This is a genomic window from Rheinheimera baltica DSM 14885 (assembly GCF_000425345.1).
Classification (GTDB): domain Bacteria; phylum Pseudomonadota; class Gammaproteobacteria; order Enterobacterales; family Alteromonadaceae; genus Alishewanella; species Alishewanella baltica.
In genome coordinates, this window is the sequence record NZ_AUDG01000036.1 from 15395 (window position 1) to 41455 (window position 26061).

General features: G+C 43.6%; 21 protein-coding genes and 1 tRNA gene. 14 read left to right on the forward strand and 8 right to left on the reverse strand.

What is annotated here, in order from left to right; translation table 11 throughout:
* Positions 1-21: 21 nt before the first annotated feature.
* Complete coding sequence (locus tag H595_RS0112525; protein WP_027671521.1) at positions 22-2931, reverse strand: TonB-dependent receptor domain-containing protein; 2910 nt, start codon at positions 2929-2931, stop codon at positions 22-24.
* A 371-nt stretch (positions 2932-3302) separates the two neighbouring features.
* Between H595_RS0112525 and H595_RS0112530 the strand changes: the two genes are divergently transcribed.
* Positions 3303-5153 carry a cyanophycinase gene (locus tag H595_RS0112530; protein ID WP_027671522.1) on the forward strand — a complete coding sequence of 617 codons (1851 nt, stop codon included), beginning with the start codon at positions 3303-3305 and terminating at the stop codon, positions 5151-5153.
* A gap of 23 nt (positions 5154-5176) precedes the next feature.
* Positions 5177-7465: an ATP-binding protein gene (locus H595_RS0112535; protein WP_051219878.1), complete on the forward strand. Its 2289-nt coding sequence runs from the start codon at positions 5177-5179 to the stop codon at positions 7463-7465.
* 3 nt (positions 7466-7468) lie between these two features.
* Here the strand turns inward: H595_RS0112535 and arcA are convergent, their stop codons facing one another.
* Together arcA and H595_RS0112545 are read right to left on the reverse strand one after the other, a co-directional pair.
* Positions 7469-8176 carry a two-component system response regulator ArcA gene (gene arcA, locus H595_RS0112540; protein WP_027671524.1) on the reverse strand — a complete coding sequence of 236 codons (708 nt, stop codon included), beginning with the start codon at positions 8174-8176 and terminating at the stop codon, positions 7469-7471.
* Positions 8177-8370: 194 nt separating this feature from the next.
* Positions 8371-9999 (reverse strand): sensor histidine kinase, encoded by a 1629-nt coding sequence (locus H595_RS0112545; RefSeq protein ID WP_027671525.1) that lies wholly within the window; start codon positions 9997-9999, stop codon positions 8371-8373.
* A 144-nt stretch (positions 10000-10143) separates the two neighbouring features.
* On the opposite strand from H595_RS0112545, the gene H595_RS0112550 reads away from it, so the two are divergent.
* Complete coding sequence (locus tag H595_RS0112550) at positions 10144-10542, forward strand: DUF3293 domain-containing protein (protein WP_051219879.1); 399 nt, start codon at positions 10144-10146, stop codon at positions 10540-10542.
* On the opposite strand, the gene H595_RS0112555 is transcribed toward H595_RS0112550, so the two are convergent.
* Genes H595_RS0112555 through trmB form a run of 3 tightly spaced genes read right to left on the reverse strand, consistent with a single transcriptional unit; the run spans position 10539 to position 12602 of the window.
* Complete coding sequence (locus H595_RS0112555) at positions 10539-10847, reverse strand: hypothetical protein (RefSeq protein ID WP_027671527.1); 309 nt, start codon at positions 10845-10847, stop codon at positions 10539-10541. The genes H595_RS0112550 and H595_RS0112555 overlap by 4 nt on opposite strands.
* Positions 10848-10856: 9 nt before the next feature.
* The gene (locus H595_RS0112560) at positions 10857-11876 is read right to left on the reverse strand and encodes a methyltransferase (RefSeq protein ID WP_027671528.1); all 1020 of its coding nucleotides are present in this window, start codon (positions 11874-11876) and stop codon (positions 10857-10859) included.
* On the reverse strand, positions 11877-12602 hold the full coding sequence (gene trmB, locus H595_RS0112565) for a tRNA (guanosine(46)-N7)-methyltransferase TrmB (protein ID WP_027671529.1): 726 nt from the start codon (positions 12600-12602) through the stop codon (positions 11877-11879). It lies immediately after the preceding gene.
* Positions 12603-12730: 128 nt separating this feature from the next.
* On the opposite strand from trmB, the gene mutY reads away from it, so the two are divergent.
* The 6 genes from mutY to rlmM all read left to right on the forward strand — a co-directional run bounded on the left by mutY (position 12731) and on the right by rlmM (position 17167).
* Positions 12731-13828 carry an A/G-specific adenine glycosylase gene (mutY, locus tag H595_RS0112570; RefSeq protein WP_027671530.1) on the forward strand — a complete coding sequence of 366 codons (1098 nt, stop codon included), beginning with the start codon at positions 12731-12733 and terminating at the stop codon, positions 13826-13828.
* Positions 13825-14097, forward strand: a complete 273-nt coding sequence (locus H595_RS0112575) for an oxidative damage protection protein (RefSeq protein ID WP_027671531.1) — start codon at positions 13825-13827, stop codon at positions 14095-14097. Before mutY ends, H595_RS0112575 begins: the two co-directional genes overlap by 4 nt.
* An 82-nt stretch (positions 14098-14179) precedes the next feature.
* Entirely contained in the window at positions 14180-15115 is a 936-nt protein-coding gene (locus tag H595_RS0112580; protein WP_027671532.1) for a transcriptional regulator GcvA, read from the forward strand.
* Positions 15108-15734 carry an alpha/beta family hydrolase gene (locus H595_RS0112585; RefSeq protein WP_240474889.1) on the forward strand — a complete coding sequence of 209 codons (627 nt, stop codon included), beginning with the start codon at positions 15108-15110 and terminating at the stop codon, positions 15732-15734. Before H595_RS0112580 ends, H595_RS0112585 begins: the two co-directional genes overlap by 8 nt.
* Entirely contained in the window at positions 15709-16083 is a 375-nt protein-coding gene (locus H595_RS0112590; RefSeq protein WP_027671534.1) for a DUF423 domain-containing protein, read from the forward strand. Before H595_RS0112585 ends, H595_RS0112590 begins: the two co-directional genes overlap by 26 nt.
* 1 nt (position 16084) lies before the next feature.
* Complete coding sequence (rlmM, locus tag H595_RS0112595) at positions 16085-17167, forward strand: 23S rRNA (cytidine(2498)-2'-O)-methyltransferase RlmM (protein WP_027671535.1); 1083 nt, start codon at positions 16085-16087, stop codon at positions 17165-17167.
* A gap of 26 nt (positions 17168-17193) precedes the next feature.
* Here the strand turns inward: rlmM and H595_RS0112600 are convergent, their stop codons facing one another.
* Positions 17194-18318 (reverse strand): endonuclease/exonuclease/phosphatase family protein, encoded by a 1125-nt coding sequence (locus H595_RS0112600; protein ID WP_051219881.1) that lies wholly within the window; start codon positions 18316-18318, stop codon positions 17194-17196.
* Between the two features lie 377 nt (positions 18319-18695).
* Between H595_RS0112600 and H595_RS0112605 the strand changes: the two genes are divergently transcribed.
* The 5 genes from H595_RS0112605 (at position 18696) to H595_RS0112625 (ending at position 24991) form a co-directional block, all read left to right on the forward strand.
* Positions 18696-21839 carry a TonB-dependent receptor gene (locus tag H595_RS0112605; protein ID WP_027671537.1) on the forward strand — a complete coding sequence of 1048 codons (3144 nt, stop codon included), beginning with the start codon at positions 18696-18698 and terminating at the stop codon, positions 21837-21839.
* A 114-nt stretch (positions 21840-21953) separates the two neighbouring features.
* Positions 21954-22586: a uridine kinase gene (gene udk / locus H595_RS0112610; protein WP_027671538.1), complete on the forward strand. Its 633-nt coding sequence runs from the start codon at positions 21954-21956 to the stop codon at positions 22584-22586.
* Between the two features lie 20 nt (positions 22587-22606).
* The gene (locus tag H595_RS0112615; protein WP_027671539.1) at positions 22607-23815 is read left to right on the forward strand and encodes a NupC/NupG family nucleoside CNT transporter; all 1209 of its coding nucleotides are present in this window, start codon (positions 22607-22609) and stop codon (positions 23813-23815) included.
* A 16-nt stretch (positions 23816-23831) separates the two neighbouring features.
* Entirely contained in the window at positions 23832-24782 is a 951-nt protein-coding gene (locus H595_RS0112620; protein WP_027671540.1) for an isopenicillin N synthase family dioxygenase, read from the forward strand.
* Positions 24783-24905: 123 nt separating this feature from the next.
* Positions 24906-24991: transfer RNA gene (locus H595_RS0112625), tRNA-Leu, on the forward strand.
* A gap of 112 nt (positions 24992-25103) precedes the next feature.
* On the opposite strand, the gene H595_RS22285 is transcribed toward H595_RS0112625, so the two are convergent.
* Positions 25104-25892 (reverse strand): ATP-grasp domain-containing protein, encoded by a 789-nt coding sequence (locus H595_RS22285; protein WP_240474890.1) that lies wholly within the window; start codon positions 25890-25892, stop codon positions 25104-25106.
* Between the last annotated feature and the right edge of the window lie 169 nt (positions 25893-26061).

Genomic DNA, 26061 nt, shown 5'->3' on the forward strand with positions numbered 1-26061 from the left:
GGAGCATGCTCCCCCTACGACTTAGAAGCGATAGCTAAATGATACCCGATAGTTACGGCCCAGTGCATCGTGATTGATAGAGTCAAAACCACGGCTGGAACCATAGGCGCGAGGTGGATCACGGTCAAATAGATTATCCACATTCAAACTTATGCTAGCGTTGGCAAAGTCATATCCTATGTTTGCCCTAACTGTGGTCCACGCGGAGACATCTCGCTCGCCATTTTCATTAAGCGCGCCTAATGCATCCAACTCGTCCATCTCGCGACCGCGTAAGCCGCTAATATCATCAGCGTATGCTGAGGTGTAATATGCTGTAAGGCTGGTAAAGAACGCATCACCCGACCAGGATAAACCCAGGCTGGCAATATTCTCCGGATAACGCCAGGTACCTGCCAGCTCTTCGATGAAATCTGAACCGGGTCTGTTACGTTCAAACGACAGGTAATGAGTAGCATCAAATGAAAGCTTTAAGTTGCCTGAAGCAAAATCAAAACGCTGATCAAAAGCAATATCGATACCACTGACATTTTGCTCACCGGTATTTTGTAGTAGTAACACATGGTCACGATACAGTGGCAATTCATTAAAGCGTGGTTCGTCATAATCTATCCAAGCTGCTAGAATTTCGCTTAAGTTTGCCCCAGCATCTTCGATTGTGTTGTCAGAAAGGTCAGTAACATCACATAGATCTGGATCATATGATATACCTTGTTCACCATCCGGCACTAAACCACAGTGACGTAGTGATGAGTCTGTTATTGCAGCTGCAAGCACAGCGGTCATGTCAGTATCTACTAAGCGGTCGTGTTTAAACTGCCAGTAATCAACAGTAAGCGTGGTATTTTGAGTTGGACTCCAACCAAAACCAACACTTACCGATTCGGATTCTTCAGCCTGCAATGATGGATTACCTAATTCCAATACGTTGTTGCTGCGCTCCGTACCGTCACCTTCACAGTAAAGGTCTGCCACAGCCTGATTGGCTCCGCAGTCGAAGCTGGCTGTTGTTGTTCGCAGTTTAACACCGGCTTGAGTCAGTGAAGGTGCACGGAAAGAAGTTGCCCATGATGCACGCACAACCAACTCTTCAACAGGACGCCAGCTAAAGGCTACTTTAGGATTAAATGTACTGCCAAAATCATTATAGTTGTCATAACGCCCTGCTACTTGCAGGTCTAATGTGGACGTTAGCGGAATATAAAACTCAGCAAATGCGGCCCATTGACTGCGATCTGCTGCAGACTCGCTTGAACCAAAGCCAAAGACATCTACCAGATAACCATTGGCGGCGTTGGCTTTTGAATTGGCTGATGGGCTGTCTGTGATTTCTTCCTTACGCAGTTCAACACCAAATGCAGAACCAATAATATTGCCGTTGAATTCGCCAATGTCGCCACTGATACGTGCATCCCAGCCATAGACTGTACTTTCACCATCGCGGGTTGGGCGTTCTTGCGCTAAGGCCAATAAGGCATCATTGGCACTATCACCGAACAAAAACGGATTATAAATGGGGCCAGAACAGGACAAGCTATCGCTGTTTTCGTCATAGCTTGCAATGGTGCCATTGCTACAAAGTTCGCCGGCCAAGGCTGCATGAAATTTATACCGATTGTATACCCCGGCTATAGCGGTTTGTTCGGATTCAGAACGCGAAAGCGTAACGGCTGTCTCCCAGCTCCAATCACCGAGATCTCCTGCTAAAGCACTGACCAAACGTAGCGAGGTGTTATCAATTTCAACGGTACGGGGTGTAGCGAAGCGGGCGTCAAATTGAAAACCATACAATGTGCGTCCTGCAATAGTATCGAATGGGTCAACATTGATTCTGTCCAGAATATCGTTACGAACAGCGTCAGAAAAAATATCTAATACGGTTTCATCGGCAAACGGGCCTTCACTATCATCGACCTGATCAATTGGCGCCGGGCTAGACTGCGAGGTTGATTTAGTTTTACTGATAAACACATCAGTAGTCCAGTTAACATCTCCTAGTTCTACATCGAAGATAAAACCAGCAGAGGAGCTTTCAAATGGCGTGTCTAGCTGGTCGTCTTCGTTAGGGTAATATGCGCAAATTTGTTCGCCAAGTTCGGTTGTTACCAGGGCGGTTGGACAACCAGGAGTGGCAAATTCATTGCCGTCTACCGCAGAATAATAATAGATATTAGGCGCGGTTTTTGGCAAATATGAATAAGAGCTCTCTAGTAAAGGAGTGCGGGTAACGTCACGGTCTTGGGCTGAAAATCCTTTGCGGTCAAAATGATCGGCAAAAAATGTCAGGTTACCGCCCGCGAGCTCTGTGCCAACCACCAAATTAAGATTGTACTTGCCTTCATTAGATGATGCGGTGCTATTGCCATAGGATGCATTAAGTTCAGCACCCTGATAGTCTTTCTTCAAAATATAGTTAATAACACCAGCAACAGCGTCGGCACCGTAAATAGCTGACGCACCGGTAGCAAGCACTTCAACCCTTTCAATAGCGGCTAATGGAATACTATTGATATCAACAAAGTTTTGTGTACCTGAAGCAAATGAGCTGGCGGCAACGCGTCGACCGTTGATCAATGTCAAGGTTGCAGCCGGGCCTAAGCCTCTGAGTGACGCTACCGCTTGGCCTGCTGGTGTTGAGTTAGAGGTTGCACCACTTTCTGACGTCGAGAAGGTACCTGAGCCACCACGTAGCTGACCAACATCTTTTAGTAAGTCATAGACGGTACTTGCGCCGGAATTTTTAATATCATCGGCAGAAATAACCACCAGTGGCTGAGTACCTTCGAGGTCGACGCCTTTGATACGTGAACCCGTTACCTGAATTTTTTCAATTTTCTGCTCTTCTTTTGTAACGTCTTCAGCAGAAAACACTAATGGGCTAACAAAAAAGCTACCAGCCACAGCTAGTGCTAAAGGAGATAATTTATGCATAGATACACCTGTCTTGACATGACACAGCCTGCGATATTGTCCGCATGAATGTGCTTATAATTATTTATATTAATTTTTTATGGTGCAGGAATAGAAGCCTGCCAGACACGGTTTAGTGTCTGACATGTTTCTACTCGTTAAACCACTCTGACAGGTAGTAAGACGAGTAGTAATATGAGCTTAGCGCGAAGGCTTTTTTTAACATATCACTACCAAAAACATGAGATGATGAGAATTAAACAACACTATTAGATTTACTGCTAATTGGCAAAGAAGTCAATACAGGATAATCTATGCATAAAAATATTTGACGTTGCTATCTGTCGCACCGGTAGTTGAACATTTGTACGCTTAGGATAAGAAAGAGAATAATGAAATCATTTAGCTTTTATACAGCCGCTGCCATACTTGCCTGCAATGCATCTGCTGCTAATGTGAACGATACCAAGAGTTTTCCGGATTATTCGATGGTATTAGTTGGTGGTGGTTTGCAAACCTGCAGCTCCGTTGATGTTCGATATTGCAGTGGGCCTGAGCCGTTTACTGCTGCCTCAAAATCTGACGAGGCATTTATGTTATCGCCAGAGCATTTGGCAAATATTGCTGACAACGCATTTTGGACCGAAGAACGTGTTATTGAGCAGCAGCAAACTTTAGCACTGCTAGAATATATGCGCAGTAAAGTGAAGAGTGAGCGAGTCTCAGAACGCGAACTTTTAAGAATGTGGCGCTCTGCTGAGATTGAAATTGATGGTATCTGGGTTTCCGGTAGAACGAATTATAGCGCTTTGAGTGATCGTGAACGAAATTTTGTGCTTGATCAACTGCAAGTAATGGCTGTTGTTAGCACTGATTCAGCCCGTAGTACGCCAAAGCGGCAAAAAGAATTTGCTGATTTGTCTAAAACTAAAGATGGTTTTACCGTTGAAATATATAAAAAAATAGTTGAGTTAGCTCAGCAAGTTGCGGGTAGTCAACGCAAACCACGTATATTGGTGGTAACCGCGTCAGGACGTGATCCTTTTGCTGCGGTAGATATGTATGTCAACGTATTTAAAGAAGCGGGAGCTGATGTAAGTTGGTTGCCGTTAAATGCAGCCTATCAAGCCGCACAGCACAGCTTGGTTAATGATGCTGCAAGTTGTGATCAACTCCCTCAGTATCTTGCTGCCTACCATGGCACCTTCCAGCGAGGCCGGGTGTATCCGGATTTAATGCAGGAATTGAATAACTTTTGCAAGCAAGGCAGTGACGGTGCGGTAGAGCAAATACGCCGGGCGGATGCTGTTTTTATCAGTGGTGGTGATCAAAGTTTAGCGGTGCAAGCGTTTCGCCAGCCTGATGGTTCTGCCACGCCAGAGTTAAAGCAAATTGAATCGATGATAGCCGCGGGACAGATTATTGTTGCAGGCACAAGTGCCGGCACCGCTGTTATGGCTGGTGGCAGTTATCAGGGCAAAAGAACCCCAATGATAACTAATGGTGATAGCTACAACGCCATACAATACGGTGCTTTTGACTTACCAGCACCGCAGCCGGGTTGTGATAGAGATCAAAGCTGTACCAATGGTTTAGCTGAAAATCATCTGACATTTAATGGTCAGGGGGGGCTTGGCTTATTCAACTGGGGCATTTTGGATACCCATTTTTCTGAACGCGGCCGTCAGGGGCGCTTAGTTCGTTTACAAAATGATACTCAAACTCGATTTGGTTTTGGTATAGATGAAGCAACCGCTTTATTAGTTGCTGCCGGTCGTGGAGAGAATTCGCCAGACGTTGTCATGGAAGTTATCGGTGCTGCGGGTGTGTATATTGTGGACAACGAGAAATCGCAAAGTTCTGGTGAAGGTGCTGCAACGAGCATTACTAATGTAAGTACCCATTACCTTACCCGTGATGATAAATTAGAAATTAAAGATGGGTTTCTACGTACGCGTTTTGCCGATTGGAAATTTGCTGCAAACAACACTTTATCGCCAATGTTAAGCTCTAGCGAACTGTTTGAACGAAACAATTACAAGCAGCTGGCTCAGTTACTATGTACAACGCAAAGCCGTCGTGCTGATGCCAAGGCCGTACGCATTGGTCAGGGGCATACAGTTAATTTATATAAGGATATGTCATCTTATACCCGTCAAGGCGTTTATCGTCAGCAAGGTGTAGACATTGAGTATTGTTCATATCGTAACCTGATGTTGGATATACAGCCTGCTAATCAATAGCCGTATGGTGAGGTGAAAACCTGATGCAAGGACCTATTCATCCACAGGTTAAAACCTTCGCCAGTTGGATTCGTAAATGGGGAAAGCTTAAGCTGGCGCTATTGTGCCAGCTACTGTTTGTTGGCATTGCATTTGTTGTAGGTGCGGTTTTTGGTCTTGTCGTAAACAATACAATTAACTGGCAACAAATTCAGGGAGCACTGATTTTTTCTGTGTTGCTTGGACCGGTATGCATCTCTTTTCTATTTTATCTTGTGCTGCATTTAGATGCGGCTTTATCTTATCTGGAAGACTCTGCCCACCAAGAGCGTTTGTTAAATGAAGGTATGCAGGACAATATTCGTCAGCTTAACTTTGAGATAGAAGAACGTAAAAAAGCGTTTCAGGCTAAACGTCGTGCTATTGATGAATTACGAAAAGAAATTGCTGAGCGAAAAAAAGCGCAAATTGAACTGGAAGAACAAAGCTTATTGATCCGCTCCATTGTTGATAGTTCTCCTGATTTATTTTATTACCGCGACGAAACTGGACGGTTTGCCAGTTGCAATAAGATGTTTGAAGTGATTATGGGCAAATCGGCGGTAGAGTTGATTGGTCATTATCCAGCAGAAATTTATACAGACGATAGTGCGCAGGCTGCGATTCTAACGGAATATGAAGTTAGCATGCAGCCATCAGAGCTAACACTTGACGTTGAATTTGTAAAAGACGACGGCCAGGTTCTGTGGTTTGAAATGCGTAAAGTACCATTTTATGACCGTCATGGCCGCTATATTGGCTTATTGGGTTTTGGTCGGGATATTACGTCGCGTAAGCTAGCTGAGCAGGCGTTGGAAAAAGCCTATCAGGATAAAGGTAAGTTTATTGCAACGTTAAGCCACGAGCTGAGGACACCGCTTAACGGTATTGTCGGTTTGAGTCGGCGTTTATTAGAAAGCCGTTTGACTAAGCAGCAACATGGTTGGGCAAATACCATTTTTAGCAGTGCCGAAACACTTGGCAATATTTTTAATGATATTATTGATTTAGACAAAATTGACCGTCAGGATCTGGATATTGTTTATCAGAGTGTGGCACTAAAGCAGTTCATTAGTGATATTGCCAATTTTGCAGAATTACTATGTCAGCAAAAAGGATTGCAGTTTAAATTAACCTGTCAGGGCGATCTTGATGTTTTTTTACGGTTGGACCCAACGCGTTTGCGACAGGTACTATGGAATCTTTTAAATAACGCCGTCAAATTTACTGCCAATGGGCTTGTAAGTTTACATTGTGAAATAGATAGTGCTGAGCATGAGTTACATTTCTTAATCGAAGATACCGGCATAGGTATTGCGAAGCAGGAACAGCAGCGCATTTTTGACATGTACTACAAATCTAATGATGGCCGTCGCCTAAGTATTATGGGGTCGGGAATCGGATTATCTGTTTCGCGTGCGCTTATTGAAGCGATGCAGGGCGATATACACGTTAGCAGTAATATTGGTGAGGGTAGCCAGTTTAGTGTCAAATTACCTGCCCAACAGCTTGCACAAGAGGCACAGCACGAAATAGCCTGCCCAGAATTGACTATTTTGTTGGTTGAAGATATCCCCCTCAATGCTGAGATTGCAATAAGTTTGCTTGAACAACGAGGTCATACAGTTTTGCACGCTGAAACGGGAGAAGATGCGCTGGCATTTTTGGAAACAGAAGATGACATTGATCTAGTACTGCTTGATATGCAATTGCCTGATATGAGTGGTGAGCAAATTGCAAAGTATATACGGCAAGAGCCCCATTTGGCATCTCTGCCTATCGTTGTATTAAGTGCCAATGTGCGTAAAGCAGAACATCAATTAGACGGTGTACTGATCGAAGGGGCACTGGCAAAGCCAATTAACACAGGTAAACTTGACCAGATGTTGGCCCGGTTGTTTTCACCAAGCGTTGTTAAGCTATTGCACACAAATGAGCCGGTTGTATCGGCAGAGTCACAGATACTTGATGAAGCAATTTTGAATGACTATTTGCAATCGCTTGGTAAGGAAGTTGTTCGACGCAGTGCCCAGTTGTTTGCGCAGTTGTTACCTGGCTATATGAATAAGTTAGTAGAAACCGCAGTACAACGTCAAGAAAAAGACTTTCAGGAAGCCGCTCATAAACTTAAAGGTGCTGCTGCATCTGTTGGGCTTTTATGGGTGCAAAAACATGCGAAGAGGTTAGAACAAGAGCCGGTAAACTGGCATGGGTTGGAACGGCAATTGGTAGACTTTCATCTAAAAACAGAGCAGCACATGGCTGCTCTGTCTGAGTTCATAGAACAAGCTTAATACTTATTTTTCTAACTTACCCACAAAGCGGTAGCCTTCACCATGGATAGTGCTGATTAACTCTGGGCTATCAACATCTGATTCAAAATGCTTACGGATACGGCGAATAGTAACATCTACTGTGCGATCGTTTGGACGTAAGTCACGGCCAGTCATATGACGGATTAATTGCTCACGGGTAAAAATCTTACCTGGTGTGTCCAGCATTAAACGCAAAGCGCGATACTCACCTTTCGGCAGGCGACGGGCAACATTTTTTGGTGAAGTTAGGTTTCTGCTATTTTCATCTAACGTCCAGCCGTTAAATTTAACAACGCTCTTATGCTCTTCAACCACAGGTTGCGCTACAGTGCGGTTTAACAAATTGCGGGCACGGATAGTAAGTTCGCGTGGATTAAACGGCTTGGTTAAATAGTCATCCGCACCAATTTCAAGACCTAAAATACGATCAACTTCGCTGTCGCGGCCGGTTAGGAAAATTAAACCAATATTTTCTTTCTGGCGTAACTCTCTTGCCAAAATTAGGCCATTTTTGCCTGGCAGGTTAATATCCATTACCACCAGGCTTACCTTGTTGTCGGTAAGTTTTTGATTCATCTCTTCGCCATTTATTGCTTCGATGACATCATACCCTTCACCTTGAAACAGGCTTACGAGGTTTAAGCGGGTTACTTCTTCGTCTTCAACGATAAGAATCACAGGTGTTTGCATTGGATTTGTACCTTGTGTAAATTCTGTTAAGTTAATGGCTGGAATATGTTTTCTATATATGACGATCAATTGTCAAATAATACGCAATTATAACCATCAGTCCAATTGTTAACAAGTTTTTTGTTAACAATTGGACTATCCAAAGTGTGTATTAAACAAGGTTTGTTATTTTTCTCTTGCTAAGTCTATGATTTTTATGTTTTGTTTTCGATTGTAATCACTGGGAAGTCTATTTTAATTCGAACGCCCTGACCTAAAGTACTATCTAATAGAATTTTCCCGTTTAGTGCTTGTGTCACAAGGTTGTAGACCAAATGCATACCAAGACCGCTACCTCCTTCACCACGTTTAGTGGTGACAAAGGGGTCAAAAATACGTTTTTTGATTGACTCGGGTACACCTGCACCATTATCAGTGTAAATTAACTCACAATTGTTGTTACCCACTACTACATCAATATTGATTATGCCTTGCTCAATATACTCGAAGGCATGTATTAGACTGTTCATAATTAGATTAATTAAAATCTGGTTTATTGGCCCGGGTTTACTATCCAATTCAAGTTGCGCAGGACAATTGACAATAACTTGATGTTGGGTTTTTTTAAGATTTGGTCGAAGTGATAAAAGAACTTCGTTTATAAGCTGTAGCATATTAAACTGACGACGGTTGTCATTAGATTGGTCGACAGCAACGCGTTTAAAGCTAGATATCAGGCTGGCTGCGCGTTCCATATTGCGATAAATAATGCCTAAATTTTCTTTACTTTCCGATAGGAATTTAGCCAATTGTGAAGAAGTTAGTTTCTTTTCATCAAAGGCCTTTTGAATATCAGTAAGCTTGTCTTGTAACAAGGTTGATGCGGTAACACCTAAACCAATAGGGGTATTAACTTCATGTGCCACGCCAGCAACCATTTGGCCGAGACTAGCCATTTTTTCAGTTTCGACAATCTGATTCTGGTATTGGTGTAAGGTGGCCAAGGTGTTGAGTAATTCCTGATTAGATGTTTTTAATGCATCTGTACGTTGTTCTATTTTTTGCTCCAAACTTTGCGTTAACTGGCGATTTTCTTGCTCAGCAAGTTGTAATTTACTGATTTGCTGCTCAATTCTATCAAGCATCGTATTAAATGCCCGACCCAGCATATTGTATTCTTTGATTGGGGTTATTGGGGCTCGAATTTGGTAGTTTTTTTCTTTAGATACTTTTTGCATTACGTTTAGCAATGATTCAATCGGGGTGGTAAAACGTTGTTGTAGCTTCGCACTAACAAACAGCGCACTGCCCAGTGCTACGAGCGCAATAATGATGTCTAACAGAATTCTTGCCTGTATATAGTCATTTAACTCCTCCTGGCTCGCTCTAACGTATACATATCCTATGGTGCTGTCGCCATCAACTATTGGTTTGGTTAGCTCAATATAGTTATCGCTGACATAAGGTTTCAGAAACTGCTTTACTCTGGCGAACTGCACGGGGAATGGACCAACACCCTCATGATTGTAGATGGCGAAGAGGCGAAGCTCGTCAGAGTCAGGTTGCTGCTTATAAATGTGGATATTGTGCAGTATATGCACAGCTTTAAAGGAGTTTAGCCGGTTATCTTCTGTGTCGGCATCATCTTGCAAAATACTGTCTTTTGCATTGAATGCGATAATGCTGACATAGCCTTCAAGCTGCGCAACTAATTTCTTTTGCTGTAACTTCACATCCTGTGTGGTTGATATCAACATCGCAAGGCACAATGTCAGACTACAGATAAGCATAATCACCCAGATCAGTGCACTTTTAATGGAAGTGGTTTTATCTATTGCGATCATTCAGTTATCTCAATCACTTTTATAGCCAATGCCATTTGGCAACCTGTATTGATGTTATGCATATTCATGAAAATTAGCAAACAGCACTGGTAAATTTACTAAAGCCGATTATAGTTGAAACACTTGTTATACATGGAACGGATTATGAGTCTGTGGGAAAGTTATAAAACGAGTATTTTTCTTTGTCATCAAGCGCTAAATTGCGATATGGATTTTGCAATTATCAGCGCACAAAACCCCGCTGGTGTTACTGAGCATCCCTACCTTAATTTACGTCGAGATAAAGAATTACAAGCATATCTGAACCAGCAGCGGCTACCTCACCGCTCGGTTATTGGCAGTGCACCTGATCGCAGTTTCGAAGAAAAGAGTTGGATTGTGCTGTGTGATAAAGGTAACGCCATTGCACTAGCGAGACAATTTGAACAGAATGCGATTTATTGGGTAGAACAGGGTGAGTTGTTTTTAGTGCCTGTTCTGCTCTCATTTGGTGAGGAGAAATTAGGACGTTTTACCGAGCGCGTGATATTGCTACCTGATTAATTTTTCCGCTGCAATATATCTAAAATCCCTTGCAAGTTGTTGCCATAAATTACCTCCATCTGACGCTTTGTCATATTCCAACGTACTTTTTCGGCTTCCGTTGTTGGTTGCTTTAACAGTGCATTAAAATCACTGGCGCAGATACAAACAATAGCTGGCGCTGACATTTCTGCAAATTGCGCCGAACGATATAAAAGATGAGGGCAGGCTTTGGCGCGTTTTGGGTGCTGAATACACTGCAAGCTTTCAGCCGCTGTTGCCGGTGTTAACCACAGTAACAGAAACAGAGCTGAAAGTGCGCGCATAGGGTTTCCTTAGTTTTTTTGGCTCGCGCGGTAAATAATAAAGCCGTTTGCTTTGGCTTTAATACTAACCTGTTTAAAGGATTGCTGTAACAACTCCATGTACGCTAAATGACTATTGGCGACAATGGTAAGGCTACCGTTGTTACTCAAACGAACAGCACTTTGTGCAATAAACGTTTCTACAATACTGTAGTCAGTTTTAATCCCGGTGTGAAATGGTGGATTACTAATAATACAATCAAATTGTTTGGGATTGTCCGGTAAACCATCTGCTGCTATTACCTGTGCGCTAAGGTTATTTGCAGCGAGTGTCATTTGCGTGGCGCTAACGGCCAGACTGCTAATGTCAGAGCTAAATAGCTCAATTTTAGGATGTTTGCGTTTAAGAACGGCGCCTATAACACCGCAACCACAGGCAAAATCTAATACTTTGCCTTCGGTGATATTTGGCAAGTTATCCAGTAGCAATGCCGTACCAACATCTAACTTGCCATGATTAAATACGCCCGGTAAAGAATAAAGTGTTAACGTTTCGCCTGCGGCGTTAATGGTAAAACTTAACGCTTTAGTCGCAGTTAATTGCTGAAAGTCGCCATGCAGCGAAAACCATAAGCAATGCTTGGCATTGTCCAGTTTGTTGGCGTTTAAGCCCAGTTTTTGCGCATGGCTGCTTAGGCTCTTAATGCCGCCTTTGTTATCACCTGTGACAAATACGTCGGTACTGCTGGAAATAACAGATTTTAGTTGCGCAAGGGTAAAAGCAAGCTGCTCTTTACTTTTAGGATAAAAAATAACCACGGTGTCAAATGCGGTAGTAAAGTTAGGGCTTACCTCTGTATGCAATGTTACGCCAAGGTGCGACCAACACGCTGCTACGGCGGCGTCCGTGCTGTAGCAACTTAGCGTGAGTTCAGGCGCAACATGCAATATTTCAGCTGCCAGGCTATCAGCCATAGGCTCGACGATTAATACCTTGCTGCGCAGATCCTTGATGTTACGTAATACCAGTTGACTGGCTGTTGCTAGCATTTAGCTTTCCTTTTTAAACATCAGATCCCACACACCATGGCCCAAACGTTGGCCACGTTGTTCGAATTTCGTTAATGGTCGATGCTCTGGCCGCGCGACATAACTATTGTCAGCAGACATATTGGCAAAACCGCTAGCACCTTGCATAACTTCCAGCATATGTTCTGCATAATTTTCCCAGTCTGTGGCCATATGAAATACGCCGCCAGGCTTAAGTTTTCGGCGCAATAGCTGCACAAATTCGGCTTGTACAATGCGTCTTTTATGGTGGCGTTTTTTGTGCCATGGATCAGGGAAAAACAACTGCACGGTATCCAGGCTATTGTCTGCAATTGTATGCTCTAAGATTTCAACTGCATCGTGTTCAAACACTTTCAGGTTTTTGACCTGCTGGTTAGCTGCGTCAGACAGGCAAGCGCCTACACCAGGCCTATGTACTTCTATACCGATGAAATCTTTCTCGGGGGCTGCTTTGGCCATTTCGACCAGCGATTTACCCATGCCGAAACCAATTTCCAACACTTTTTCATTACTGCGGCCAAATACGCTATCCAGCGCCAGAGGGTTAGCTTGATATGTTAAACCATAGTCTTGCCAGTAAGTGTCAAGCGCATGTTGCTGCCCTTTAGTTAACCTGCCTTCACGCAGTACAAAGGAGCGTATTTTTCGCATATAAGTATTATTGTTCTCAGCTTGTTCGCCTTGCTGCTCGGTACCGTCAGTCATCAGTTGCTCCGCTATTCGTTTATGATGCGTATTATCCTTGTATTAGCCGCATTGCTCAACTGCGTTTGTAGTTGGCAAGCAATTCTGTGCTGCTTATACTGCGCGCATTGTTTAATTTTGGGGCCGTTATGTTGCAGCAAAAAGATGCAGTTTGGTTTTCAAATCAGTTGGTTAGCTGGTATCAGCAGCATGGCCGTAAAACATTACCATGGCAGCTGGATAAAAGTGCTTATAAAACCTGGCTTAGTGAAGTTATGTTACAGCAGACGCAGGTTGCAACGGTTATTCCGTATTTTGAGCGCTTTATGAGTCGTTTTCCTAATATCAATGCATTAGCCCAAGCGCCGCTGGATGAAGTGTTGCATATGTGGACAGGTCTTGGCTATTACGCCAGGGCCCGAAATTTACACAAAGCGGCTCAAACGATAGTGGCGCAACACAACGGCGAGTTTCCAAGCAGTTTTGACCAGGTTTTGGCATTGCCGGGTATAGGGCGCTCGACAGCTGGTGCCGTATTGTCATTGGCTTTGGGGCAGCATTACCCAATTCTGGATGGTAATTGTAAGCGTGTGTTAGCCAGGTTTGCTGCAATTGACGGTTTGCCGGGAGAAAAAGAAGTAGAGCAACAGTTATGGCAACTAGCAGAGCAATTAACGCCTGACAAAACCGGAGCCGAGTTTAATCAGGCGATGATGGATTTGGGTGCAAGTTTGTGTAGTCGCAGCAAACCAAACTGTGTGGAGTGCCCGCTTAAACTTCGATGTAAGGCCGCACTGCAAGGTGATCAAACCCTGTACCCAGGCAAAAAAGCTAAAAAGGCTTTACCTGAAAAACAGAGTTTTTGGTTGTTATTGCAACATGATAATAAAGTGCAATTAGTGCAACGTCCCGCTGTTGGTTTATGGGGTGGCTTGTTTGGTTTTATTGAATTTAATACATCAGATGAACGAGAAAACTATATTCAGCAGCTTATTCAGCAGCACGCGTTAGCTATCAATACAAAAGAAGAGCTTGCCGGTTTTCGCCATACGTTTAGCCATTTTCATTTATGGATCCAACCACTTTGGCTAACACTTAAAGCGATGCCCCTAGCAGTACAGGAGCAATCGGCAGCAACTTGGTTTACAATAGACCGCATTCCTGAGGTTGGCTTGTCGGCGCCGGCAAAACACCTGTTTCAACAACTCATTCGCACAGCCCCAATGCATAAGGACAATTCAGTATGAGCCGTACTATATTTTGTGAGTACTTAAAGAAAGACGCCCCCGGTTTGGATTTTCAACTGTACCCTGGTGATTTGGGTAAGAAAATTTTCAATAGTATTAGTAAAGAAGCTTTCGCCCTTTGGCAGGCAAAACAGATTATGCTGATTAATGAAAAAAAACTTAATATGATGAACTCTGAACACCGGCAGTTTTTAGAAACTCAGATGGAAGCCTTTCTGTTTAAGGGTGAAGACGTTGAGATAGAAGGTTACAAACCAGTAGAAAAGTAAGCTGATATAGGTACTTTACTAGCTAACCAGCTTTACCAGCGCTATAATTCGGATTAGAAAATTTAATAACTAATGAGATGTTATGGCGCGTCGTTTGCCCCCGTTAAATGCCTTAAAAGCGTTTGAAACTGCCGCCCGGCATTTAAGTTTTACTAAGGCGGCGGAAGAGATGTATGTCACTCAAGCCGCAATTAGTCATCAAATAAAAGCGCTGGAAGATCATCTTGGGCTAAAACTATTTATGCGTAAAAACCGCTCTTTACTGTTAACGGAAGAAGGGCAGAGTTACTTCCTTGATATTAAAGAAATATTTTTACAGCTGCATGAATCTACAGAAAAGCTGTTGGCACGCGGTGCTAAAGGATCTCTTACCGTAAGTTTACAGCCTAGTTTTGCTATTCAATGGTTAGTCCCAAGGTTAAACCAATTTAGTGAACAGCATCCTGACATTGATGTACGGATAAAAGCAGTAGACCTTGATGAGGGGTCGCTTACCGATGATGTTGATGTGGCAATTTATTACGGGCGCGGCACCTGGCGAAATTTACATGCGGATAAACTGCACACAGAATATCTGTTACCGGTTTGCTCACCGCTATTATTAAACAGCAGTAAGCCATTGGCCGAGCCGACAGACTTGCAATATCACAATTTGCTGCACGATGGTTCTCGTCGTGCCTGGAAAGCGTGGTTTACCACGCAAAACTTTAAGCATTTTAATGTTAATCAAGGGCCTATTTTCAGCCACTCATCGATGGTGTTACAAGCCGCTATTCATGGGCAGGGGGTAGCGCTTGCCCACAATGTTCTGGCCAGGCCTGATATAAACTCCGGGCGTTTAATTGTGCCGTTTAACCATGTACTGATTTCTAAAGATGCCTATTACTTAGTTTGTCGGGAAAGCCAGACAGAGCTTGGCAAGATCACCGCCTTTAAACAATGGATGATGTCGATGGTTGAGGCAGAGCAGGCAGCGTTTGCCGAGCAGCAATTCACAAATGCGGTTGCCCTTGACTGAGTTTATTATTGATAAAGCGCTAGCGCCCAAAGCTTGCTTGCTACTTTCACATGGTGCCGGTGCAGGCGCAAACAGTGAATTTATGCAGCAGCTTGCCAAGCAGCTTACGTTGAACAATATAGAGGTATGGCGCTTTAACTTTACCTACATGCAGCGTTTTATTGCGTCAGGTAAACGCAGTTTACCTGACAAAATACCGCAATTATTGCAGCAGTTTTGTGCAGCAATTGATTGTTGCGACACATCGTTGCCTAAATTTGTGGCGGGAAAGTCGATGGGGGGCCGCGTTGCTAGTATGCTACCGGCAGATATAAACATCTTGGCGGCATTTGCATTTGGTTATCCATTTCACCCGCCTAAGAAGCAAAGCTGGCGCACTGAACATTTTAACCAACTGCCGCGGCCGTTATTTATTATGCAAGGTGAGCGCGATGCTTTTGGTAATAGTGATGAGCTAGCAGATAAGCAATGGCCAGGCGTAACCCTGCATTGGCTAAATGATGGTGATCATGATTTTAAACCCAGAGTAAAAACCGGGCTAACACAAGCCGAGTTGATTGCGCAGACGGCACAATTTTGTAGCAGGATGATTGATGAAATACTTTTGGCCGTTAAGTAATAGTATTACTGCATTGTATGGTGCCGCCGTTGTTGGCCTTAGTGCTGTACTCATGCATCTTTGGCAAGCAGCTTTGAGTGACATTAATACGGCACGGGTTATTAGTGCTTTAGCAATATTTGCATTTCATACGTTAGCGTTAATGGCGCTAGGACAACAACGCCGGGACGCTAAACTGACTAAATTAGTTGCCCTGTTGTGGCATCTTGGTTTGTGGTGTTTTGTTTGGACTATACTGGCGGGTGTATTTTCCCTGCCGTTTTATTATGCACAACTGGCTCCGATTGGCGGTCAGTTACTTATAGCTGCCTGGTTACTATTTGCCGTAACAGCCTGGCAGCGGAGTTAACATGAAACAATTATTATTATACTGTCGTGCAGGTTTTGAAAAAGAATGCGCGGCTGAAATTCAGCACCAGGCCGGGCAGTACGATGTGTTCGGGTTTTGTAAGCTAAGTGCCAACAGCGCTTTTGTGGTCTTTGAAGCATATGATGCCGACAGCCTTGCACAGTTTTATCGTGACTTTCCGTTTGAGCAGTTTATTTTTATCCGCCAGTGGAGTCTGTTACAGGCGGAACTGCTGGAACTGCCGCCAGCTGACCGCATTGCGCCTGTAATTGAGGCGGTATTGGCTGCAGAGCTTAGTGGTTGCGGCGAGTTAAGGGTTGAGTATCCGGAAACCAATGACGGTAAAACACTGTCGACGCTGGCACGCAAACTTACTGTGCCGCTGCGTCAGGTACTGCGCCAGGCTGGTGTTATGTTGGCAAAAGAGCAAAAGCGCGCCCCGGTACTGCATGTATTTTTACTGACCGGCCAGCAGGGGTATGTCGGTTTGTCATATCCGGAGAATAACAGCCCACTGGAAAACGGCATTATGCGGCTTAAATTCCCCAACGAAGCCCCTAGTCGCAGTACGTTAAAGTTGGAGGAAGCCTTTTTACAGTTTATTCCGAAACACGAATGGGATAAACGCTTAGGTGGCGGGTTAAATGCGGTAGATTTAGGTTCGAGCCCCGGCGGCTGGACTTATCAGCTGGTTAAACGCAGTATGATGGTTACTGCCATTGATAACGGCCCTATGGCAGAGTCGCTAATGGAAACCGGCCAGGTTAAGCATTTAACGGTAGATGGTTTTAAGTTTGAACCACAAAAGAAAAATGTGTACTGGGTGGTTTGCGACATGATAGAGCAGCCACAGCGGGTTGCTGAGCGTATGGGCGATTGGTTAATTAACGGCTGGTGTCAGGAAGCCATGTTTAATTTAAAGTTGCCGATGAAAAAACGCTATGAAACAGTAACAGAAATTTTAGCGCAACTTGAACAACGCCTCTTTGAGGCCGGCATTAAATACCGGCTACAGGTAAAGCATTTGTACCATGACCGTGAAGAGGTTACGGTACATGTGCAAAATTTAGTCTTAAAATTCTGATATGTAGTTTGATGACTCAGTGCTGATTAATCAGCGCTGAGTTCAAGTTTTACCCACACCAACCGGTGATCTGAGCTGGCACCGCGCGAACCCACAAGTGGGTATAACGGATCTGCTTTTACCGGCCAGAACACACCACTGTCTTTAAGCGTGATGCCTGCTTTTGACGGCAGCACGTAATCGGCCCGCATACGCCAGCCGGCTGTATGATGTGCTGCGTTGGGATTATCCGGGGTGTGTTCGGCACTGCCTTTGCTTTGAGGCGGTTGGCTGTTATTTATACGGGGATGGTTGTACAGCGTTTTAATCGCTGCATGTATCGCATCGCCCTCTCCATCAACAGATGAATTTTGATCCCCCATTAACACAAAACGTGCTGTGTTATCTAAGCCACCTTTAACGCCGTTATCGTCATAAATGTATGCGCTGTGAGCGGGGGTAAGATAATCGACCCAAAAACGAATTTCATCGTGATTGCGAATGCCATTGCGGTTTTCAGGCCCGTCAAACACCGGTGGAGTAGGGTGGCTAACCAATACATGCACCGTTTTACCGTTAATATTTAAAGGCACATCCCAATGGCTTTTCGATGATAACGGAAATTCAGCCCAAGCCTCGCTACTGTACCAAGCATTGCCATCGGCTTTTTTAGTCGGCATAAAGCCTGGCATATCTTTCCATTTAAAATGCTGGAAGGTGCGGACCTTAGCGTTATCTATCGGGTATTTAGACAGCAGTACCATGCCATATTGCCCCGGATAAAATCCAAAGCCCCAGGCATCTGCGCCAATGCCGGTTATTTGGCCGTCATTGTCCAGATCATAGGGGCTGGGTTGGCCGGTATTAACTGTACTGTAATAAAAATAGGGATAATCGATAGCTGGCGCGGTACCTTGTGGTTTATTCAGATAATTACGAATAAACGCTTTTATGCCATGCTCCGGGTTTGCAATGTAATCAAACTCGTTGAGTAGTAGCACGTCTGGTTGCGCTATTTGAATAATGTGCGCAATGTTTTTAATTTGTGGCTGTTCGTCATTTCGAAGCAAGGACGGCAGCACGGTACCATCACCGAGTTTACCCTGAGGCAAATAGTTTTGTGCTTCCATACTGACGTTAAACGTAGCAAAGGTAACTTCAGTGGCACTCATATCTGATGCGGCTCCAAGGCTGAGTATAGAGCTAAGAAAAAGTGTATTGGAAAATTTAGTCATTAATCGAGAACTTATAAACCATATGGGTGTATAGCATAAAGCCCGCAACAGACAAAAACCAGCGTATGTCTGCAAATGCAGTAAAAGTCATTTTTTAGTCAATTTTAAGCGACATAGTGCGCAACTCTGACCAGCTATGTTACACTTGTATGGCAATCGCCTAAGACAATGAGAGGAACAAAAAGTTCCCACAAATCGGATTGGCGTAAGAAAAATGTAATATGGTTTCGTTACCATTATCTCCCAAATTGAACGCAACATTTGTTTTCAAGTGGATTTAGATAAATACCTACAACTACCAGGTGAAATACGATATGAAAATTAAAAATATAGCTTTAGCGGTAACGCTCGCACTTGGCGTTAGCAATATCGCTTTTGCACAGGAAACCTCATCAGCTGTTCGTGGTGTTGTCACTACTGAAGCCGGTACTACGGTTTCTAATGCAACTGTTACTGTTACTGATAAGCGTAATGGTACAGTTAGAACGTTAACAACTAACGATTCAGGTACGTTTTCTGCACGCGGTTTACAAGTTGGTGGTCCATACTTATTAAGCGTGGTCGGTCCTGAAGGTCGCATCGAAACTATAGATAACGTTTTTCTTAATTTAGGTGAAACTCAAAACCTGAATGTTGTTATCCAAAAAGAAGCTATTGAACGCATTGCAGTTACTGGCTCATTAATGACTAACTCTGCTTATGGCAGTAAAAGCCCGGTAGCTAATTTTGGTTTGGAAGATTTGCAAACCATACCTTCAATTAATCGTGATATTACAGATATCGTAGCTGCTGACCCTCGTATATATGTTGATGCTGGTTTTGCTCGTGGTATTCAATGTAACGGTGCCAGCCCGCGCTTTAACAGCTTGACTGTTGATGGCGTTAAAATGAATGACAACTTCGGCTTGAATAACAATGGTTACCCAACCGAACGTATGCCATTTTCATACGATGCGCTCCAACAAGTTTCTGTAGAATTCGCGCCGTTTGATGTTAAATATGGCGGTTTTACTGCTTGTAATATTAACGCTGTGACAAAATCAGGTGAGAACGAATTTAAAGGTTCTTTCTTCTATGATTACTCAAACCAATCTTTAGTTGGTGATAAATTAGAAGGTGAAAACGTACCTCAGGATGATTTCAGTGAGAAGCGCTTTGGCCTGAATATGGGTGGCGCTTTAGTACAAGATAAATTGTTTTGGTTTGCAGCTTACGAAAAATATGAAGGCGCTGATACCTTCACGCGTGGCCCTGAGGATACGCCAGCTGGTACACAAGTTGAAGGTTTAACTCAGGCGAATTTAGATCGTATAGCACAAATTGCGCGTGATGTTTATGGATACGAGGTTGGCGCACCTATTGGTTCATCTCCTGTTGAAGATGAAAAATTATTAGTTAAGTTAGATTGGTATATAAATGATGCGCATCGCGCGGCATTTACTTACAACTATAATGATGGTGGCTCGGTAAGAGAATCTGACCCGCGACCATTTAACTATGAATTTTCAGACCACTACTATGATCGTGGTGCTCAGTTTGAGTCATACGTTGCACAATTTTTTTCTGACTGGACTGATGAGTTTTCTACTGAAGTACGTCTTGGTTACTCAGAGTTAGATAACCGTCAAGTTAACATTGGCCCAGGTGGTATGGGCGAAGTTCAGGTAAGAGCAAGTAGCAGCCCACGTTCAACGGTATTTATGGGTGTGGACGATTCACGTCAGTCAAACAAATTAAACTATGACACTACTTTCCTGAAGCTTGCGGGTACCTATTCTTTAGGTGATCACTTGATCAATGCGGGTTACGAATTTGAAGAGTACAATGTATTTAACTTGTTCGTCCAGCATACAATCGGTGAGTACCGGTTCTATTCAATTGATGCTTTTGAAGCGGGTACACCTAACGAAATTTATTACGGAAGTGGTGCTGGCACAAACGACCCTAGTGATGCTGCGGCTAACTTTGGTTATGCAATTCACACGTTATATGCACAAGATGAATACTACATCTATGATTATGACCTGACTGTTACTTACGGTCTGCGTTATGACTGGTACAGCAGTAGCGATACACCTCGCGTAAACGATAACTTTGTTGAGCGTTATGGTTTTGCTAACGATGCAACTTTTGATGGCGAGGGTCTAATACAACCTCGTTTAGGTATTAACTGGAACTACAGTGATCAACTGGAAATTCGCGGTGGTGTTGGTTTGTACTCGGGTGGTAACCCCAATGTATGGCTAGCAAACGGTTATCAAAGTGATGGTGTTACACAAATTCAAATCACTGACCGTTCACCTGGCATCAATTTATTTGATGTACCATTAAGCGGTGCTGGAAACCCATTATTTGATATTCCACAGTCTTACTTTGACCAAGTTACAAATGCTACTGGTGATAGCGCGGTTAACGCTGTAGATCCAAACTTTAAGTTACCTGAAGAATGGAAGTATGCTTTAGGTGCTACTTATACCTTCGATGAAGGTTATGTGGTTATGGCGGATCTGATGTATACCGTGTCTAAAAATCAATCTATCGTACGTGACTTGGCACTAGTTCAATCGGGTACTTTGTTCGATGGCCGGCCGGTATATAAAAGTATCGAAGGTAATCGTGAAGGTGATTACATGTTAACCAATGCTAGCTCGGATGCTAAGCAGTTTTCATTTAGCACTTCTGTTAGCAAAGACTTTGATTTTGGTCTGAATATGTCATTTGCATATGCTTATATTCAAGCTGAAGATTCAAACCCAATGACAAGCTCTGTAGCTGGATCAAACTTTGGTAACTACGCACGTACTGACTTCAACAATCCAATGCCAGCAACATCAAATTATGAAACGCCGCATCGCTTTACATTCAGAGCAAGTTATAAGCACGATTTTGTTGATGGGTACACAACAACATTCAGCTTGTTAGGTTCTCACAACAAAGGTCGTCCTTACAGCTATACCTTTGATAGCGAAATCGCAGGAGATACATCGTCAGGGCGTCAACTATTGTATGTACCAACTGGTATGGATGATCCAAACGTTGTTTGGGGTGGTGTAACTGACAGAGATGGTGTTTACACGGCGTTTGATACTGAAGGCTTCTTTAATTATTTAAATGAACATGGTTTAAATAAATTTTCTGGTGGCATTGCAGGTCGTAACGAGTTTTACAGCGATTGGTGGACTAAAGTTGACTTGCGCATTCAACAAGAATTACCTGGTTTCATGAACGGTCATAAAGTGAAGGCGTTCTTTGTTATTGATAACCTAACCAACTTTTTAAATGATGATTGGGGTGTATTATACGAAGCGACGTTCCCACAAACAGCAGCGGTAGTTGATGCAGCTGTAAATGCACAGGGTCAATATGTGTTCAACGAATTTACTAATCAGAATCCACAAGGCCGTGTAGCAACGCCTTCACTGTGGCGCATGACAGTAGGTATTGAATACAAGTTCTAATGCTTGAACCTGTAACATAAATTAAATGCCCGCAATATGCGGGCATTTTTTTATTTCTTAATTAGCCTTTTTTAGCGATAATTGCCGGCTAATTTTATAAAAATGAAGGTTGAAGTGGGAAAAAATACCATTATTGCCATTGCCGGCGCGTCTGCATCAGGTAAAAGCCTTTTTGCTTCAACTGTTTACCAGGAGTTGGTTGCAGAGTTAGGTGGTGAGAGAATTGCGATTTTGTCTGAAGATGCTTACTATCGCGATCAAAGCCATTTATCGTTTGAGCAGCGTACTTTAACCAATTATGACCACCCCGCAGCATTTGAACATGAATTGCTGGCAACACATTTGCGTGCGCTGCGCAGTGGTAAAGCCATACAAATGCCTCAATACAGCTACAAAATACATACCCGTATTGATGAAACGATAACCGTACAGCCGGCTAAAGTGATTCTGGTTGAAGGGATTTTATTGCTTACCGATGAAAAGCTACGTGATCAGTTTGATATCACCGTATTTATGGATACCCCTCTGGATGTATGCTTATTGCGGCGGATTAAACGTGACTTAGAAGATCGAGGCCGAAGCCTTAGCTCTGTAACTGAACAATACGAAAACTCGGTACGGCCGGCATTTTTTGAATTTATTGCCCCGTCTAAGCAATATGCCGATTTGGTGGTGACCCGTGGCGGTAAAAACCAGATTGCGATCGATATAATAAAAGCAAAAATTCGCCAGTTACTGGCGGAATAACAATAATCAGGGAATAACGTATGATGGGATTAGTGGGCATTTTCGCCCTGTTACTTGTTGCTTATGCCGCTTCAGCCAATCGCAGCCGTATAAACTGGCGTACTGTAGGAGGCGCTTTTGCTATTCAGTTAGCCATAGGAGCTTTTGTTCTGTATGTGCCAGTTGGTCAAGAAGTGCTATACAGCATTTCAACTTTTGTTGCGGATATCATTAGTTACGCTACTTCAGGTATTGAGTTCCTTTTTGGTGACATTGGACGAAAATCTCAGGGGTTCATTTTTGCCATTCACGTTTTAACAATTATCATTTTCTTCTCGTCGTTAATTGCCGTGCTGTATCACATTGGTGTGATGACGTGGGTTATTCGTATTATCGGCGGCGGCTTGCAAAAACTATTAGGAACTAGCCGTCCGGAGTCTATGTCTGCTGCGGCAAATATTTTTGTTGGTCAGACTGAAGCGCCATTAATAGTGCGCCCTTTTATTCCAACGATGACACGCTCGGAACTATTTGCGGTAATGGTAGGCGGTTTAGCCTCTGTTGCCGGCTCAGTTCTGGCAGGATATGCCGGTTTAGGCATAGAGTTAAAATACTTAATTGCAGCAAGTTTTATGGCAGCGCCTGGTGGCTTCTTAATGGCGAAAATGATTTTGCCTGAAACTGAACAGCCCAAAAATGAGTTAAATGAAATTAAAACAGAAACAGAGCATACCAATCTGATTGATGCTGCTGCGGCCGGTGCTTCAAGCGGTATGCAGTTGGCGTTAAATGTAGGCGCTATGTTGCTGGCCTTTGTTGGTTTAATTGCACTGGTCAATGGCGCTATTGGCGGCATTGCGGGCTGGTTTGGTTATGAGGGGTTAACGCTACAGGTGATCTTTGGTTACGTATTCCAACCGTTGGCTTTTATTTTGGGGGTATCCTGGGATGAAGCGCGTATGGCAGGTAGTTTTATTGGCCAGAAGTTGGTTATTAACGAGTTTGTCGCATACCTCGACTTTGTGCAGGTGAAGGAGCAGTTAAGCGCGCATACCCAGGTAATCGTTACGATTGCGTTGTGTGGCTTCGCCAACTTTTCTTCTATTGCCATTTTATTAGGTGGTTTGGGCGGTATGGCACCAAGTCGCCGGGCTGATATTGCTGAGCTGGGTTTAAAAGCTTTGCTAGCGGCAACATTAGCTAACTTAATGAGCGCTGCTATAGCAGGGTTCTTTTTTTCTTTAGGCTAAAAAACAGGTCTTTTATATGACACAGCAAGTTCCAACGTTAGATATAAGACGGTTTGCCACCGACAAAGATAACTTTGTTGCCGAAATTGGCAAGGCCTACACTGAGTTTGGATTCTGCGGCATTAGCGGCCATGGCATTCCTGACGAAGTGGTAGATAATACATACAAAGCAATTAAGCAGTTTTTTGCTTTACCCAATGAATTAAAAGCGCAGTACTTCAAGCCTGGTCAGGGCGGTGCTCGCGGTTATACTGCCGTTGGTGTTGAAAAAGCGAAAGACTCAAATCATCCGGATCTTAAAGAGTTCTGGCATGTTGGTCGGGAGTTGGATGGGCCTGCGCCACATCCAAGTTTATATCCTAATGTTTGGCCAACCGAGGTTGCAGGTTTTAAGCAGGCAACTTATGCGTTGTTTACCGAACTTGAAAAGCTGGGAAATACCGTGCTAGAAGCATTAGCGCTATTTCTTGGCCAAGAGCAAGGTTACTTCGCTGATAAAGTGAATTACGGTAACTCCATTTTACGACCCATTCACTATCCACCAATTAAAGATACTTCTACGCAGTCGATTCGCGCTGGACAGCATGAAGATATAAACCTTATTACATTATTGGTTGGTTCCAATGAAGCCGGTTTGGAAATTTTGCGTCGCGATGGCAGTTGGTTACCAGTTACGACAATTGAAGGCACTATTGTGGTGAATATTGGCGATATGCTGCAACGACTGACCAATCATGTGCTGCCATCGACAACACATCGCGTAGTAAATCCTGCGGGCGTTGCTGCTGGTGAGCCACGGTACTCTATTCCGTTTTTCATGCACCCAAACCCGGATTATGTTATTGAAACACTCGAAAGCTGTATCAGTGCCGACAAGCCCAATCGTTATCCTGAACCAATTAACTCTAACGACTATTTAATGCAGCGTTTAGAAGAGATTGGTTTGCTTAAAAAGGCCAAATACTAGGCTACATGCTTAGTATTTGCTCGAACGATATAAAACCAGTCAAAATGTGTATTTTCGCAGTTGACTGGTTTTTGAAACTCGCTATACTGCACGCCATGTTAGACGCTCAGCGTAAAACATAACGCAGATGTGGTGGAATTGGTAGACACGCAAGCTTCAGGTGTTTGTGCCCACAAGGCGTGAGAGTTCGAGTCTCTCCATCTGCACCAAATTAACCGGCCTAGGCCGGTTTTTTTGTGCCTGCAATCCTTGCAGGCATCCCTTCGGGACCAGCCTTCGGCTGTCCAAAAATGTTCCGGACATTTTTGTGCCCCCCCAGACTTAACGTTTTAGTTCAATTCGGCGAATAAAGTCTTCTACCAGCATGTCATACAGTTTGTTACCCAAAAACAAATCTTCTACGCCGTCATCGATATTCGGGTTGTCATTTACCTCTATAACATAAACATTGTCGCCATCTTGCTTTATATCTACACCATATAAACTATCGCCAATCGGTGCGCAGGCACGAATTGCTGCATCAAGAACATGCGCGGGAACCTCGTTGATAGCGCAGGTGCTAAAACCACCACTTTCAGTTTTTGCTTTACCGTGTTTATATATTTGCCAATGGTTGCGGGCCATAAAGTACTTACAAGCAAAAATAGCCATACCGTTTAGCACACCTATACGCCAGTCATATTCGGTAAAGGTGTAACGTTGTGCCAAAATAATTGCACTTTGTTCAAACAACACACTAAGTTGTGAGCGCAGTTCTGTTAAGGTTTTTACTTTAACAACACCGCGGGAAAAGCTGCCATCCGGTATCTTCAGTACCAGCGGTAAACCTAACGTATCAGCAGCACGCTCTAAATTATCCTCATCCTGTTTAAACAGCATAATACCATCTGGCATGGGAACCTTATGTTGTTCAAACAAGGTTTGCAGATAGACTTTATTACCGCAGCGTAGAATGGAATTAGGATCATCTATTACTGCGAGCCCTTCGCGCTCTGCTTTCAATGCCATGTGAAAGGTGTGATGATTCACCCCGGTAGTCTCGCGAATAAATAGCCCGTCGAATTCTGCCAACCGATGAATGTCTTTTGCACCAATTTGTTCAGTATCCATTGCGGCTTTTTTAGCTGCTTTAGCAAACAGTTCAAGTGACTTTGGCGTACAGGGTGGGAATTTTTCTTTTGGATCAACTAGGGCTTGTTGATCTTTCGAGATGGATTATTAGACAGCATGATGGGCTGGTACAATTACTTTCGCCAAAAACTAACCATGACAACCCATC